The sequence below is a fragment of the Mesorhizobium onobrychidis genome (assembly GCF_024707545.1).
Lineage (GTDB): Bacteria > Pseudomonadota > Alphaproteobacteria > Rhizobiales > Rhizobiaceae > Mesorhizobium > Mesorhizobium onobrychidis.
Genome location: NZ_CP062229.1, coordinates 4076667 through 4092624, shown reverse-complemented (window position 1 = coordinate 4092624; position 15958 = coordinate 4076667). Strand labels below are relative to the sequence as shown.

Genomic DNA, 15958 nt, shown 5'->3' with positions numbered 1-15958 from the left:
ATTTAAAGTTTTACGTATCGCGCCGAATGCATGTTTTCTTTACCCCGGTGTGTCATTACGATACGACAGGTCCATTTTCAGCCTCTTGCGTGGGACACGACAAGCAGAATCAATAAGTCCCGCGGCAGCTTGTACAGGGTAGCGAAGGCATGGCGAAGAAAACAACGACGACAAGAGCGCTCGACAACGACGTAGCCAGGGAACTCGAAAAAGCACTTGATATCGATCTGAGCGGCGATGCCGGCGGCGACCTCGACATCGCAGCGTCGATGGAAGATCTGGAAGCGCAGATATCGCAGGCTGCCGACGAGTTGGCACGCGAAGGCCGTAACCAGAATGCCGAGCCTGTCGCCAACCAGAGCCAGAATGCCGAGCCTGTCGCCAGCCAGAGCCAGAAGACGGAGCCTGCCGCCAACCAGGACGAAAAAGCCCAGGACCAGAAAGCAAACCCCGCGGCAAAGGCCAAGCCGGCTGAACTGCGCCCTGTGGAAACGCGCAATGGCACGCAGCCGGCCAGCTTCACGCCGGCCAATGACCCTCGTCAAAAAGATTACAAAACGCTGCTGCACACCCTCAATCGGCGTGCCTCGAACACGATCTACTGGGTCGTGGCGCTCGTTTCGCTTGCCTGGATCGCGGGCGCCGGTGCATTGGCCAACCTGCTGTTTGGACCAGGCATCTGGCAAATCCGCACGCCCGGCCAGTTTTTCGCCCGTCCCGAACTGATCGGCCTGGCGATCGCTGCGATCCTGCCCGTGCTCCTGTTCTGGGCGTTTGCCGCCATGATTCGCCGCGCGCAGGAGATGCGCATCGCGGCTCAGTCGATGACGGAAGTGGCCTTCCGCCTGACCGAGCCGGAAAATATTGCCCAGGATCGCGTCATGATGATCGGGCAAGCCGTCCGCCGCGAGGTGGCGGCCATGGGTGAAGGCATCGAGCGCACGCTTGCGCGTGCCGTCGAGCTCGAAACCCTGGTCCACAGCGAGGTGAACCAGATCGAACGCTCCTACTCGGAGAATGAATCGCGCATCCGCTCGCTTGTCGACGGGCTGGGCAGCGAGCGCGAAGCGGTGGTCACCCACGCCGAACGCGTGCGCGCCTCGATCACCGGCGCGCATGAGACGCTGAAGGACGAAATCGGGGCTGCCAGCGACATCATTCGCGACAGCATCCTCAACGCCTCGACCAACCTGTCGATGACCATCACCAACTCCGGCGACACGCTGATCGACAGGATCAACCAAAGCTCGGTGTCGATCTTCGATTCGGTGGAAGGCCGGCTCGAATCGATCACGGACCGGCTGTCGACCTCCGGCGAAGCCTTCGCCAGCCTTCTCGATACACGCATCGCCAAGCTGACGGACACGACCGACGGCCTCACCCGGTCGCTGACTGATCTGCTCGACGATCGGACCTCCGGCATGGTATCGCTGCTCGGCGGCGCCGCGCGTACGCTCAACTCCGAATTTGAAGCCAGCCTTGACGGCATCGAGCGGACGCTGGCCGAACGTGGCCAGGCGCTGATTAGTGAATTCCAGACCCGCGCCGAAGCGCTCGACACCGGCACCCAGAAGCTCAACGCCGCGCTCGAGGCCCGCGCACGCCAGATCAACGAGACGCTGGTCGAGCGCGCGCGCGAAATCGCCCATACCTTCCAGGAAAGCAAGGAGACGCTGTCGGCAATGATCGATCAGGGCAAGACCCAGATCGGCGCCGACATGGCCGACATCGTTTCGTCGACTTCGTCCATGCTTGAAGCACGCGCCGGCGATTTCGCCGGGCGCATGGAAGCGGCCCGTCATGTGGTGTCGCGCTCCTTCGACGCCGACATCCAGCGGCTTTCCGATGCCCGCGTCGGCATCGAAGAAGCCGTCGAGAACCACAGCCGCAAGCTTTCCGAAAGCCGCGAACGCATGGCGGCGGCAATGCAGGCCGATCTTGCGAAATTCGCCGAAAGCCGCGCCGGCATCGATGCGGCCGTCACCGACCAGGTGCAGAAGCTTGCCGAAGGCCGTAACCTGATCTCGCGCGCCCTCGAAGAGGATCTGCGCAAGGTCAACGAGTCAAGCGCCGCCATCGATGCTTCGCTCGGCAGCCATCTCGAAAGGCTCGAAGAGGGCCGCAACAGGCTTTCACAAGCCTTGAACGAAGACTCCGGAAAACTTGTACAAGCCCGTACGATCATTGACGAAATGGTTGCCGGCCATGTTGGCAGGCTCGCCGAAGGCCGCAGCATTCTTTCACGCGCCCTCGAGGCCGATCTCGGCAAGCTGGCCGACAGTCGCGCCAGCATCGACGGACTGGTCGCCGGTCAGGTCGAGAAGATCGCCGAAGGTCGCGCCATACTCGCCAAGGCATTGGAAACCGACATTGTCGGCATCAAGGATCTCATCGAGAGCCATTCCGCAAAACTGGCGGAAGACCGCAGCCTGCTTTCGCGCTCGCTTGAAAGCGACCTGTCCGGCGTCCGAGGCTTGATCGAGGACCATTCGGGCAGGCTCGCCGACGATCGCAGCCTGCTTTCGCAGACGCTCGAGGCCGACCTGGCCAAATTGGCGGAAAGCCGGTCGAGCATCGACGGGCTGGTCGCCGGCCAGGTCGAGAAGCTGGCCGAAGGCCGCGACATCCTCAAGCGCGCGCTGGAATCCGATCTCAACACGATCAAGGACGTCATATCAGGCCAGTCCGAAAAGCTGGCGGAAGACCGTGGTCAGCTCTCCAAGGCGTTGGAAACCGACCTGCAGAGCGTGAATGGCCTTATCTCCGATCACATGAACAGGCTCGCCGAGGACCGTTCAATCCTGTCGAGGGCACTCGAAGACGACCTCGCCAAACTGGCTGAAAGCCGGTCGAGCATCGATGGTCTGGTTACCGGCCAGGTCGAGAAGCTGGCAGAGGGCCGCGACATCCTCAAGCGCGCGCTGGAATCCGATCTCAATACGATCAATGACGTCATAGCAGGCCAGTCCGAAAAGCTGGCGGAAGACCGCTCGACCCTGTCCAAGGCGCTCGAAGACGACCTCGCCAAGCTGGCGGAAAGCCGGTCGAGCATCGACGGGCTGGTTGCCGGCCAGGTCGAAAAGCTGGCCGAAGGCCGCGACATTCTCAGACGTGCGCTGGAAGCAGACCTCAATACCATCAAGGATGTCGTCGCCGACCAGTCGCAGCGGCTGACCGACAATCGCGCACAGTTCGCGCAGGCGCTGGAAGCCGATCTCGGCAGCGTCAACGGTCTTGTAAACAGCCATGCCGAAAAGCTCATCCAGGACCGCTCGACCCTGTCCAAGGCGCTCGAAGACGACCTCGCCAAACTGGCGGAAAGCCGGTCGAGCATCGACGGGCTGGTTGCCGGCCAGGTCGAGAAGCTGGCCGAAGGCCGCGACATCCTCAGACGCGCGCTGGAAGCAGACCTCAATACCATCAAGGGTGTCGTCGCCGACCAGTCCCAGCAGCTGACCGACAATCGTGCAGAGTTTGCGCGGGCGCTGGAGGCCGATCTCGGCAGCGTCAACGGTCTTGTAAACAGCCATGCCGAGAAGCTCATCCAGGACCGCTCGATCCTGTCCAAGGCGCTTGAAGACGACCTCGCCAAACTGGCGGAAAGCCGGTCGAGCATCGACGGGCTGGTTGCCGGCCAGGTCGAGAAACTGGCCGAAGGCCGCGACATTCTCAGACGTGCGCTGGAAGCAGACCTGCAGAAAATTGCGGCGAGCCGCAGCGAGGTGGACGACATCATCGCCGGGCATGTCGGCAAACTGGGCGAAGGCCGCGACGCGCTGACCCGTGCGCTGGAGGACGATCTCTCCAAGCTCGCCGATACGCGCAAGGAAGTCGACCGTTCCCTGTCCGGCCATATCGACCAGATCGCCGCCAGAAGCACCGACATCTCGGACGCCATTGCCGCAGACGTCGAAAAGATCGAGCAGGCGTTCAGCCGCCAGACCGGCATCATCGAGGAGCGCGCCGGAACCATGGAGCGCGCGCTGTCGACCGGTGTCGACAACGTCCGCAGCGTGCTCGAAAAGAGCGCCGTCTTCGTTGCGGGAGCGCTGCGTGAAAAGGTCATGGAAGTCACCAGCGCGCTGCATGAGCAGGCAGGTGCGGCGTTCAGCGACGCCGATCGCAAGATCGCCGAACGTGCCGAGCAGACCTCGGCCGCCTTGCTCGCCAGGGCGGAGGATATCGCCCGCACCTTCGAGGAGGCGGACCGCCGCCTCGCCGCACGTGCCGAAGACACGTCGAGTGCGCTCATAGCCCGCGCCGAGGATACATCCAGCGCAATCATGGCCCGTGTCGACGACACATCGAACTCCTTGCTGACGCGCGCCCAGGAAACAGCCGACCAGCTGGCCGCTCGTGCCAGCGAGATCGCCGGTACATTCGATGCGGCGGACCAGAAGCTGGTTGCCCGCGCGGTCGAAACGGCGCAGTCGCTGGCGGCACGCGCCGGCGACATCCTGCGCAATTTCGAAGGCGCCGACGAACGGCTCGGCGTGCGCATCGGCGAATCGGCCGAAGCGCTAGCAGCGCGGGCATCGGACCTTGGCCGCATTTTCGATGCCGCCGACAAGCAGCTGATCTCGCGCATCGCCGAAGGTTCGGAAGCGCTGTCGGCCCGCGCATCCGAGATCGGCCGTATCTTCGACGAGGCGGATCACCGTCTGGTATCCCGCATCGCCGACAGCACGTCGACGATCGGAGAACATGCCGACAACATCGTCGGGGCGTTTGCCAGCACCGAGCAGCGGGTTGCCGAACGTGCGAGGCAGACCGGTCAGGAACTGGCCGTCCACGCCCGTGACATCGAGCAGGCGCTCGCCGGCGCCGACGAGCGCCTGGCATCCAGCGCGGCGGCTGCGGCGGCTCGCGTCGAGGAGCAGGTTGCCGGCGTCGAAAACCGTCTCGTCTACACCACCGAAACGATAGGCCAGAAACTCAACGAGCAGGTTTCGACCGCTGAGGCGCAACTTATTTCGCGCGCCAACTCGATCGCCGAAACCTTCACTGCGGTCGGCCAGCATATCGGCCAGAGCACCAATGACGCGGCGAAGACCATCGGCACCAACACCCGCGAGCTCAACACCATGCTTGCGGCACGTTCGGCCGAGATCTCGAAAATCCTCGACGAAACGGCACGGCCGCTGGTCGAGCGCTTCGCCCAGGGCGGCTCGGAACTGCAAAAGAGCATGGAAGAGGTGACCGAACGCGCCACTGAGAAGCTGCGCAGTGAAAACGCCACCCTCGTCAATGCGCTCGCCAGCCGCACGGCCGAAACATTGTCGGCCGTCGAAGGCGCGCGCTCGACGCTCGCCGACAGTGTCGCCGATCTTATCGGCCGTATGAGCACCTCGAGCTCGCAGCTTGGTCAGTTGATCGAGCAGGCGGCGGCCAATCTCGGCCAGGTCGACGAACGCCTGACCGGCAGCACGCAAAGCTTTGCGGCGACGACGGAGAAAGCCGCGCAGACCTTCGCCAGTTCGGCACGCTTGGTCGATTCGAACACGACACGGCTTACCGAGCTGTCATCCGCGACCTTGCGCGAGGTTGCCTCGATCGCCACCAAGTTCGACGAGCACAGCCGATTGCTGTCCAGTGCTTCGGATCTGTTGAGCTCGGCCCAGAGCAACCTCGAACACACGCTGGAAAGGCAATCGTCGCTGGAGGACCTCGCCGTCGGCCTGGTCAAGAAGTCGGAGGATCTCGAAAAGGTCATGCGCTCGTTCGAGGATCTGGTCGGCCAGACGTTGCAGAACGCCGAAGGCAAGACGCTGGAGTCGGCGGACAAGATCCGTACCGCCATCTCCGACGTCGTCGATTCGGCAACGAAGCGCTTCGCCGACGCGACCGAGGAGATGCGGCGCACCGCCGGCTCGATCAAGAGCGAGCTCGACCTCACCCGCGCCGAGCTCAAGAAGGGCGTCATCGAGATGCCGGAAGAGGCAAAGGAATCGACCACGGCCATCCGCCGCGCCGTTTCCGAGCAGATCAACGCGCTGAAGGAACTTTCGGATATCGTTGCGAAATCGGGCCGCAACACCGACTCCTCGGAGCCGCGCAACCTGCGTCCTGCGCCGCAAGCGCCTGCCGCGCGCGCCGCTGAGCCGCAGGGCCGTCCTCCGGGCCCGCAACCGGAGCCTCTTGGCCCGCAGACGCCATCGGGTGACACCGCACTGCGCGGCACGCTCGACCTGGAACGCCCGGCTGAGACGGCGCCGCGTCAGCGCGACCCCAATGGCCGTACGCCGCAGGGCGGCTGGGTGCGCGATCTCTTGACCGGGGCATCGCGCGAAGAGGGCGCCAAGCCCGCGGTACCTTCGGAAGCGCCACGCTCGGCCCCTGCCCAGCGCTCGCCGCTTCATGTCGTGGAGTCGCTCAACTCGCTTTCCGTCGACATCGCCCGCGCCATCGATCACGAGGCCTCGATCGAGCTGTGGGACCGCTACCGGCGCGGCGAGCGTGACGTGTTCACGCGGCGTCTCTACACGTTGAAGGGTCAGCAGACTTTCGACGAGATCCGTCGCAAATATCAGATGGAGGCGGAGTTCCGCGCCGCCGTCGACCGTTACTGCGACGATTTCGAAAAACTGCTCAAGGACGTGTCGCGCAACGACCGCGACAACATGATGGCGCAGACCTACCTTACGTCGGACACCGGCAAGGTCTATACGATGCTTGCACACGCCAGCGGCCGCCTGCATTGATCAGGCGATAGGGACCGAAAAAGGCGGGAAAATTTCCCGCCTTTTTCATGCCGTCCCCGCGTCCTCGGGATGATGCTCTATTGATTGATCTCCGGTTCGACGAGCCTTGCCAGGTTTCGCAGCGACTCCTGCCAACCGAGATAACAAGCCTCAGCTGGAATGACGTCCGGAACACCTGCCTGCGTGATATCCAGCTCCGTGCCGACTGATACTTTCTTCAATATCACCGTCACCTGCATCTCGCCGGGCAAGTTAGGATCGTCGAACGTGTCCGTATAGCGCAGGCGTTCGCCCGGAACGAGCTCGACATATTCGCCGCCAAACGCGTGGCTTTTGTCCGTTGTGAAGTTGCGGAACGACATTTTGAATGTGCCGCCGACTTTGGGTTCCTGATGATAAACCGTGCAGGTAAAGCCGTTGGGCGGTAGCCATTTCGCGAGCGCGTCCGCCTCAAGGAAAGCGCGGTAGACTTTTTCTGGGCTGGTTGCCAGGACGCGGTGCAGGCGTACGGTACTGGGCATATCATTTATCCTTGTGATTGGAGGGTCGTTCCATGCCCAAGGACGAACCGGTCTTGACCAATCCGACACAAGTTCTGAGGTTTTTTGGAACCGGGGCCGCAGACCTTCATGTTAGGCTCCCTGCGACCGCTTTTCGACCCGTTGCGGAAGTTCGTTCGACCCTGCCGAATTCACGCCCATGACCCTAGTCGGACATTCCAGGCCCAAATTTTCTCCCAGATAGGGACCTCCAGTGGAACTCACCGCTTTGACCCCAAATCGACCTTCATCAACCCATTTTGCTACCCAATAGCCGACATTCGCGGCAACCAGTGCTGGTGGACCCAACTCGGACGTTCGTGATCGCAAGCTAAATGGAGTGCGTTCCCCTAGGTCGCTGCTCCACAAGCGGCCGCCGCGTGGTAAGGTGCGTGCTGTTTGAGCCTCAAGGCGGAGAAGCATGGAACGCCGTTTGGCTGCTATCCTCGCTGCGGACGTGGTCGGCTACAGCCGCCTCATGGGCGCCAATGAGGCCGGCACACTTACGGCGTTGAAGGCTCATCGGGAAGAGCTTGTCGAAGCGAAGATTGCCGAGCACCGAGGGCGCATCGTCAAGCTGACCGGCGACGGCATCCTGGTGGAATTCCCGAGCGTGGTGAACGCGGTCGCGTGCGCGACAGACATCCAGCGTAAGATGCGCGAGCGCAACGTCGACGTGCCACAGGACCAGCGGATCGAGTTCCGCATCGGCGTCAATCTCGGTGACATTATCGTCGAGGAAAACGACATCTACGGCGACGGCGTGAACGTTGCGGCGCGTATCGAGGGCATTGCCAAGCCGGGTGGCGTTGCTGTCTCGGGCACTGTCCGTGACCACATCGGCAACAAGCTCGACCTCGCATTCGAGGATAGGGGCGAGCAGACCCTGAAGAACATCGATCCCCCGGTTCGTGTCTTCGACGTAATGCTCGATCTACCGACCAGCAGGCGGATCGCCACACTCTCCTCGAGTTCCGCGACCTTCGCAAAGGCGAAGCTCTCGATCGCGGTGCTTCCGTTCGCCAACATGAGCGGCGATCCTGAACAGGAATACTTTGTCGACGGCATCACCGAGGACATCATCACCGATCTGTCGAAGGTCTCGGCGCTATCCGTCATCGCGCGCAACTCGGTGTTCACCTACAAGGGCAAGCACGCCGACGTGCAGGAGGTGGGTAGGCGCTTCAACGTCGCCTACATTCTCGAAGGCAGCGTTCGAAAGGCTGGCCAGCGCGTGCGCATCAATGCACAGCTCATCGACGCGAAGGACGGCACGCACCTCTGGGCCGATCGCCACGACCGCGACCTGACGGAAATCTTCTCCATGCAGGACGAGATCACGAAGAAGATCGTCGAGCAGCTGAAGGTCAACCTGCTGCCGCATGAAAAGAAGGCGATCGAGACGGCACCGACGCAAAACATCGACGCCTATAACTACTATCTCCGGGGCCGCCATCTCTATCATCTACATACCCAGCAGCATGTGTTGCTTGCACAACGCATGTTCAGGAAGGCGGCGGAGCTGGACCCGAGCTATGCGCGCGCCTATGCCGGCCTCGCCGATTGCGCCTGGTTTCTCTATATCAACCAGCATGAAGACACGACTGTGAACGATATTCACGTGGCGAGCCTGAAGGCGCTTGAGCTGGATCCCAATCTGGCGGAAGCGCACACCTCCTACGGGATGGCGCTCCACTACAAGGATCGCTACCCCGAAGCCGTCGCCGAATTCGAGCGGGCGATCGAACTGGCCCCAAGCCTCTATGAAGCTTATTATTTCTACTGCTTTGCCGCGCGCGATCGGGGCGACCTTGAGACATCGGCACGGATGGACGAACACTGTGTTGCGCTCTCGCCCGATGATTACAAGGAGTGGCTCATCCTTTCGCAGACTTATGCTGACCTTGGGCGTGACGAAGAAGCCAGACGGACCGCACTGATTGGCGTTGAGCGAGCCGAACGCGCGCTCGCCGCACATCCCGACATCCCGCTGGCGGCCAGTCTTGGGGCCGGTGCGCTGGTCCGACTCGGCGAGAGAGCGCGCGCGCTCGAATGGGTGTCTCGCGCCTTAACCATCGCCCCGGACGATCCGCTGACGCAATTCAACGCCGCATGCGACTATTCGCTGCTGGGCGAAAGCGAGCAGGCCCTCGACTTGCTCCAGCGCTGGGCCGTCAACGCGCCCCAAGCAACCGCTCGCTGGCTGATCGACAGCGATTTCAAGAATGTCTACGACCATCCGCGTTTTCAGGCGCTGCTGACGCAAGTTGGACTGCCAACCGGACCGTTCATACAGACCAGGCATCGGCCAGAAAACGAAAGCTAACCTACGTCGCCATCAGCCACTCGGACAGCTCGACGATGAGGGACGAAAATACTCAAGGCGATGTTGATACTCCAAAGGCGATCGTGCTCGGCATGGCTCGCTTCTCGAACGCCGGAAACGCGGCGTGGAGATGGGCGGCGGCTTGCGATTGCCGGACAATAGCTGACCTGCGCAGAAGCATTGGGCTGAGGGATCGACTGAGTGCTGTCAATGCGGGCGAGCGGCTACCTCGACTTCCGTAACGGGTCGACTCGAGCCCTTACGTGAAGGTCCGCTTCGGAGTATCGCCGGGAATGTCAAGAAATGGCGCAACCGAGCCGGCCGGGGCATCGGCTCGGATTTCACCGCCATGGCGCGTTCTACGTCTCAATCGGGTGGCTTTGCGACACCAACTAGCAGCAAGATCGAAGTCGGGAATCAGGCGGATACGCCGTCCTGCGATTCATGCACCGACGGCAATTTTGATCAGGCAATGAGCTGATGCGACCGGCGGTATCCGGCACACGCTTTTCAAGCACGGTGCTATTGTACAATCTCTACCAGGACGCGCTTACCTTGATAGCCCGATGAGTTTAGAATTGGTCTTTCAGGCGGCTCGTCAGAAGCCGCCGGCGAAGAGGCCTATCGAGGGAGGAAACCATGACGCCGATCGAACCAAACAGGTCGCGTACCTGGCATAGGTCAGTGCTCGGCGCGGCCGTGCTCGGCATGGGCGTGCTGCTGACGGGAACGAGCGCCGGCGCCGGCTCTGTGGACAAGACCCCATTCGGAAACACGCAGGACGGCAAAGCCGTCGATCTCTACACGCTCACCAACGACAGGGGCGCGTCCGTCAAGTTCATCGCCTATGGCGGTATCATCACGGCGATCAATGTGCCCGACCGCTGGGGCAAGCTCGACAACGTCGTGCTCGGCTTCAAGGAACTCGCCGACTACGAATCCATGAACCCCTATTTCGGCGCCTTGATCGGGCGCTACGGCAATCGCATCGGCGGCGCGAAGTTCACGCTCGACCGCACGCAATACCAACTCGCCGCCAATAACGGGCCGAACAGCCTGCACGGCGGCACGAAAGGCTTCGACAAGGTCGTCTGGGCGGTCGAACCGCTGAGCAGCGTCAGCGGCGCCGCAGCGCGGCTCAACTACACGAGCAAGGATGGCGAGGAAGGCTATCCCGGCACGCTCACGGTCCAGGTCGTCTATAGCCTCACCAACGACAACGAGCTGCGCATCGACTACGAGGCGACGACCGACAAACCAACCGTGGTCAATCTCACGAGTCATTCCTACTTCAATCTCGCCGGCGACGGCACGGGTGGGATCGACGATCACATCCTCACGATCAACGCCGATCGCTTCACGCCGGTCGATGCGACCTTGATCCCGACCGGGCAGCTCGCCTCCGTGACCGCCACGCCGTTCGACTTCCGCCAAGGGGCGCCGATCGGCGCACGCATCCGCTCGAACGACCCACAGATGGCCTATGGCCGCGGATACGATCACAACTTCGTGCTGAACCGGTCGGGTGGTGGACTTTCGCTCGCCGCCCGAGTCTACGAGCCGCGCTCGGGCCGGATCATGGAGATCTCGACCACCGAGCCCGGCGTCCAGTTCTACAGCGGCAACTTCCTCGATTCGACGCTCGTCGGCGCGGCCGGTCAGCAATACCGCCAGACCGACGGCTTCTGCCTTGAGACGCAGCACTTCCCGGATTCGCCGAACAAGCCGTCATTTCCAACGACGGTGCTGAAACCGGGCGAAACGCTGAAGTCGACTACGATACACAAATTCTCCACCGACGCGTCCTAGCGTTGCAGCTGCGTTCTTTTCTTGTTGCTGAATCGATGGGTCGCCATGATTCGGAGATCATGGATGACGGGCGTTTCGATCGAGACGCTGGAGCTCTGGGCGTCGTCGCTGCGGGAGGCAAGGCAGCGGATCCGGAGCTTGCTTGCTGGCGCTATGTCCCCGGCGGAACACGCAGCGTCTCCGCGGCGAAGCAGGCGAACGTTGCGGCTTTCCATCGCCCACAAAGCCGCTGGCCGTAGCCAAATCAGACCTTCATGCAAGTCGCTGTCTACGTCCGAAAGGGGGTCGATTCAAAGCTGTAGCGCGAAGGGCGGCTTTGGAGAAGCGCCGGGAAGGTCGGTAATTGGCGCTCCCTGCTCGTTCCAGTCGTCGAAACGGACGGCAGTTCCCCACCCGTCTCGGCCATTGGCGGCAGCCAGGTGATTGAGTTTGATCCTAAGCTGCGCCCGGCAGTTCCGGCTGTATCAGATCACCGAATCGGTCCAGCGGACGATGTCCTTGGCGGCATCGCCGAATGCGCGGTCGAGCGCGCCGACATAGGCCTGGTTGCCGCCGCCGGAGACGGGCGCGGTCGCGGTAAAGCTCTTCGAGGCGCGCACCTCGCCATTGCGGTCGTTCAGTATCCGCACGAACAGCTCGACCTCGGCATGTTCGCCGCCGTCAACCCGGACTTCGAAGGAACGGACTTCGACGATCACCTGATAGTCGATCGCCAGCCCCTCGCCCGGCTTGCCGACACCGGCGAAGCTGCCCGAGCGCTGGAATGTCTCGGCCAGCCGCGCCTGCACGATCAGCGGCAGCCGATCGGCCCATTGCGCGCCCTTGAGGTACTGGATCGAATGCACAGACGGCTTGATAACGATGTTCTGGCTGTCCAGCGCCTTGAGCGCGGAGGGTTGGGCAATGAGGATCTGGCGGCGGCTGCGGCCGCGCGCATCGAGCGGCGGCGCCGACAGTTCGAATGTGTCCAGGGGCGCCGGCCCGCCGCCCGGCAAAAACGCGCAACCGGCTAGCGAAAGCGTAAGCAATGCCACGCCCGCTTTGAGCCCGCCCGATTTGACCCCGCCCAATTTAAGCACCACCGACTTCACACGCGATCCCCGTTGTCCCCCGAATCGTATGAGCAATCCGCTTCCGCAGTGCACTTGCCTGCTGTTCTTGGGGCGGGCGAAAGCCGAAGTCAACGCCGCGCCCTGCCGTCGAATTGCCGAACCTCGCCTTCGCCGCCTGACAGGATCCGCTGCGGATTGCGGCTGAGATCCGTCACCGCCTCTTCGATGCGGCTGATCGAACGGCGGCTGTCCTGGACCAGCGCCTCGACGTCCTGCAGGCCCTGACCGGAGAATCGCGCCAGATTGTCGGTGATGGTGCCGAGGCGGGCGTTCAGCGTGTCGGCGACCTGCTTGAACGATTTCAGCGTATTCCTGGCATCGGCTATCATGCCGTCGGCCTGGCCTGAGCCGAGCAATGTATCGACCTTGGCGAGGATGCCGTCGACGCGCACCGAAGCGTCGTTGAGACGCTCCGCGAGCTGTTGCGCGTCCTTGATCGTCTGGTCGATATCGTCGGCCCGGTTGGCGAATTTGTTGGTAACCTTGGCGATGTCGGCGGCAGCCTCGTTGGCGTTTTCGCTGGCCTTCTGGATGTTGGTCAGCGCGGTGCGAACCTGTGCCGGGTCGATGCCGTCGAGAACGCCGTCGACCTTGGCCAGCGTGCCTTGCGTCCGTTGGGCGAAATCGTTGATCGATCCCACCGCGGTGTCGACATTCCTGACGACCGTGTCGAACTGCTTGCTGGTTTCCTTCAGGTTCTCGGTCACCATATCGACATTGGCGACAATGCTCTTGATCTGATCCTTGTCGACGGCGTTGAGCAGCCCTTCCGCCGCCTTCAGCGTGCCGTCGAGCTTGCCCGAGACGCCCCTCAACTCGTCCGACAGCGAACTGACGCTGGCGAGGAATTTGTCGATGCCGTCAGAGTTCTTGGCCAGCGCGTCGGAGAAGGTCTGCACATTGTTGACGGTCTGCGTCAGCGGCCCGCGAACGTCCCTGGTGAAGCCTTCGAGCTGGGTGAGAACCGTATCGGCGCGGGTGAAGATGTTCTGGGCTGTCTGCAACAGGTTGGTGACCGCCGACGGGTTGGCGACGATCTCGGCGACGCGGCCCTCCGCCTCCGCCTGGTCGAGAAGGTTGACCTCCTTGAGGTCGGCGCCCCTGAGTTCGATATTGGCCTGACCGGTGAGGGTAGCAAGGCCGATATCGGCCTGCGTCGATTTGGTGATCGGCGTCGTGCGGCCTATTTCGGCTTCGGCTATGGCGGCGGTCGGGTTGGCGAGGTCGATATAGACGCGCCTTACATCCCCAACCCTGACGCCGTTGAACAGCACGAAACTGCCGCGGCCGAGACCGGAAGCTGATCCCGGAATGCGCACCCGCAGCATCGCCGTCTCACCCCTCTCGCCGATCGCGGCCGTCCAATAGACGAACGCGAATGCTGCCAGGATCGCGGCTAGCGTGAAAATGCCGACAATGACGTAGTTGGCTCTGGTTTCCATTTATCCACTTATGGCTACGCGCGGGCCGCAAGATCAAGTTGCCGCGCACGTTTTCCGCGAAAATAGGATTTCACCCAGGGTTCCTCGCTTCTGAGCATCTCGTCGATCGTGCCTTCGACCAGCACTTTCTTGTTGCCGAGCACGGCCACCCGATCACAAGCGGTGAACAGCGTGTCGAGATCGTGCGTGACCATGTACACGGTCAGATCCATGGTATCGCGCAGCTTGACGACCAGTTCGTCGAACTCAGCCGCGCTGATCGGATCGAGGCCGGATGTCGGCTCGTCCAGGAACACGATGTCGGGGTCGAGCGCCAGGGCGCGCGCCAGCGCCGCACGCTTGATCATGCCGCCGGAAAGCTCGGACGGGAATTTCTGCGCCGCATCCGGCGGCAACCCGACCAGTTCGACCTTGAGCATCGCCAGCTCGTCCATCAGCTTTTTCGGCAAATCGAGATATTCGCGCATCGGCACCTGCACGTTTTCGAGAACCGTGAGCGCCGAAAACAGCGCGCCGTGCTGAAAGAGGACGCCAAGGCGCATGTCGATGCGAAGACGCTCCCTCTCGCTCGCCTTTTCGACATCGACGCCGAACAGCTTGATCGTTCCCGACTGCTTGTGCACCAGGCCGAGGATGGTGCGCAGGAGAACCGACTTGCCGGCACCAGAGGCGCCGACAAAGCCGAGGATCTCGCCGCGCCTGATATCGAGCGACAATCTGTCGAGAATGACCTTGTCGCCGAAGGACACGGTGATGTCGTGCGCGGAAAGCACGATCTCGTCTTCGTCGGCCCCTTCCGCAACCCCAGTCGCCTTTGTGCTGCCCTGCGTCGCCATGTCAGAACTCGATCGCTGCGTAGAACATGGCGAAAAGCCCATCGAGGATGATGACCACGAAGATCGACTTCACCACCGAAGCGGTCACGTGTTGTCCCAGCGATTCGGCGCTGCCGCCAACCTTCATGCCTTCGACCGAGGCGATCGTGCCGATGATCATGGCCATGAACGGCGCCTTGATCAGCCCGGCAAAGATGGTGCTGAGATCGATGGCGACGCGCAGCCGGTCGATGAAGGCGGCCGGTGCGATGTCGGAATAGAGCCATGCCGCCGCGATGCCGCCGCCAAGTGCGGCGAAATTGGCGATGATCGTCAGGCAAGGCAGTGCGATCACCAGCGCGACCAGCCGCGGAAACACCAGCACGCCGATTGGATTGAGCCCGATGACCTTCAGCGCGTCGACCTCCTCGCGCATTTTCATCGAGCCGATTTCAGCCGTAATGGCGCTGCCCGAACGGCCGGCGATCATGATCGCGGTCATCAGCACGCCGAGCTCGCGCAGGATCAGCACGCCGACCAGGTCGACGACGAAGATATCGGCGCCGAAATAGCTGAGCTGATAGGCGCCTTGCTGAGCGACGATCGCCCCGACGATGGCCGACATCAGCACGACCACCGGGATGGCGCCGACGCCCATGCGGTCCATCTGGTTGAAGATCGCCGCCGGATTGACCGCATGGCCGCGGCCAAGCTTCATCTGCGAGCCGCGTATCGTTGCGCCCAGTATGTTCATCGCGGCCAGGAAATCGTCACGCATCTCATAGACGCGCCGGCCAACCGCCTCGAGCCCGCGAATGATGATATTCGGCGGCCTAACGGTGCCGGAATCAGGTTCGCGTCGAACCGCGTCACCGACGGCGCCGAGCAGGATCGAGGCAATCTCGCCTTGCCCCTGCATCGTGATTTCCACACCCTTCTTTTCGAAGGCGCTGACCAGACGGTCGATCACCCAGGCCCCGGCGGTATCCATCTTCTCGATGTGCGAAAGGTCGAGCGCCAGCGTCTGGAAACCGCTGCGTTTCTCGATCTTGCGCATCTCGGCGTCGACCAGCGTCACGGTGCGCGTCGTCCAGTTTCCGGAGAAAGCGCAGCCGAGAACGCCGTCCTCCTCGCCGACCACAACGCGCGGCTGGTGGTCGGCCTCCTTGGCAGTCGTGCCGCTTGCGAAGCGTTTGCGGATCGTCAACATGGCG

General features: G+C 62.4%; 8 protein-coding genes. 3 read left to right on the top strand and 5 right to left on the bottom strand.

Going from position 1 to position 15958, the window contains the following annotated elements; translation table 11 throughout:
- Window positions 1–149 precede the first annotated feature (149 nt).
- The gene (locus IHQ72_RS20270; protein ID WP_258116782.1) at window positions 150–6701 is read left to right on the top strand and encodes a kinesin; all 6552 of its coding nucleotides are present in this window, start codon (window positions 150–152) and stop codon (window positions 6699–6701) included.
- A 77-nt stretch (window positions 6702–6778) separates the two neighbouring features.
- Here IHQ72_RS20270 and IHQ72_RS20265 read toward each other — a convergent pair whose 3' ends face one another.
- The gene (locus IHQ72_RS20265) at window positions 6779–7222 is read right to left on the bottom strand and encodes an SRPBCC family protein (RefSeq protein WP_258116781.1); all 444 of its coding nucleotides are present in this window, start codon (window positions 7220–7222) and stop codon (window positions 6779–6781) included.
- A gap of 439 nt (window positions 7223–7661) precedes the next feature.
- Here IHQ72_RS20265 and IHQ72_RS20260 point away from each other — a divergent pair, with 439 nt between their 5' ends.
- Entirely contained in the window at window positions 7662–9566 is a 1905-nt protein-coding gene (locus IHQ72_RS20260) for an adenylate/guanylate cyclase domain-containing protein (protein WP_258116780.1), read from the top strand.
- Between the two features lie 639 nt (window positions 9567–10205).
- Window positions 10206–11375 (top strand): aldose epimerase family protein, encoded by a 1170-nt coding sequence (locus IHQ72_RS20255; RefSeq protein ID WP_309508599.1) that lies wholly within the window; start codon window positions 10206–10208, stop codon window positions 11373–11375.
- 464 nt (window positions 11376–11839) lie between these two features.
- On the opposite strand, the gene IHQ72_RS20250 is transcribed toward IHQ72_RS20255, so the two are convergent.
- The 4 genes from IHQ72_RS20250 to IHQ72_RS20235 all read right to left on the bottom strand — a co-directional run bounded on the left by IHQ72_RS20250 (window position 11840) and on the right by IHQ72_RS20235 (window position 15954).
- Entirely contained in the window at window positions 11840–12445 is a 606-nt protein-coding gene (locus IHQ72_RS20250; protein WP_441338652.1) for an ABC-type transport auxiliary lipoprotein family protein, read from the bottom strand.
- Window positions 12446–12555: 110 nt separating this feature from the next.
- Window positions 12556–13929: an MlaD family protein gene (locus IHQ72_RS20245; RefSeq protein WP_258116778.1), complete on the bottom strand. Its 1374-nt coding sequence runs from the start codon at window positions 13927–13929 to the stop codon at window positions 12556–12558.
- Between the two features lie 14 nt (window positions 13930–13943).
- Complete coding sequence (locus IHQ72_RS20240; protein WP_258116777.1) at window positions 13944–14765, bottom strand: ABC transporter ATP-binding protein; 822 nt, start codon at window positions 14763–14765, stop codon at window positions 13944–13946.
- A gap of 1 nt (window position 14766) precedes the next feature.
- The gene (locus IHQ72_RS20235) at window positions 14767–15954 is read right to left on the bottom strand and encodes an MlaE family ABC transporter permease (protein WP_258116776.1); all 1188 of its coding nucleotides are present in this window, start codon (window positions 15952–15954) and stop codon (window positions 14767–14769) included.
- Window positions 15955–15958 lie beyond the last annotated feature (4 nt).

Excerpts from the sequence above, each read along its gene's own strand:
- IHQ72_RS20270 (WP_258116782.1), top strand. The coding sequence starts at position 150 with ATGGCGAAGAAAACAACGACGACAAGAGCGCTCGACAACGACGTAGCC.
- IHQ72_RS20265 (WP_258116781.1), bottom strand. The coding sequence starts at position 7,222 with ATGCCCAGTACCGTACGCCTGCACCGCGTCCTGGCAACCAGCCCAGAA.
- IHQ72_RS20260 (WP_258116780.1), top strand. The coding sequence starts at position 7,662 with ATGGAACGCCGTTTGGCTGCTATCCTCGCTGCGGACGTGGTCGGCTAC.
- IHQ72_RS20255 (WP_309508599.1), top strand. The coding sequence starts at position 10,206 with ATGACGCCGATCGAACCAAACAGGTCGCGTACCTGGCATAGGTCAGTG.
- IHQ72_RS20245 (WP_258116778.1), bottom strand. The coding sequence starts at position 13,929 with ATGGAAACCAGAGCCAACTACGTCATTGTCGGCATTTTCACGCTAGCC.
- IHQ72_RS20240 (WP_258116777.1), bottom strand. The coding sequence starts at position 14,765 with ATGGCGACGCAGGGCAGCACAAAGGCGACTGGGGTTGCGGAAGGGGCC.
- IHQ72_RS20235 (WP_258116776.1), bottom strand. The coding sequence starts at position 15,954 with ATGTTGACGATCCGCAAACGCTTCGCAAGCGGCACGACTGCCAAGGAG.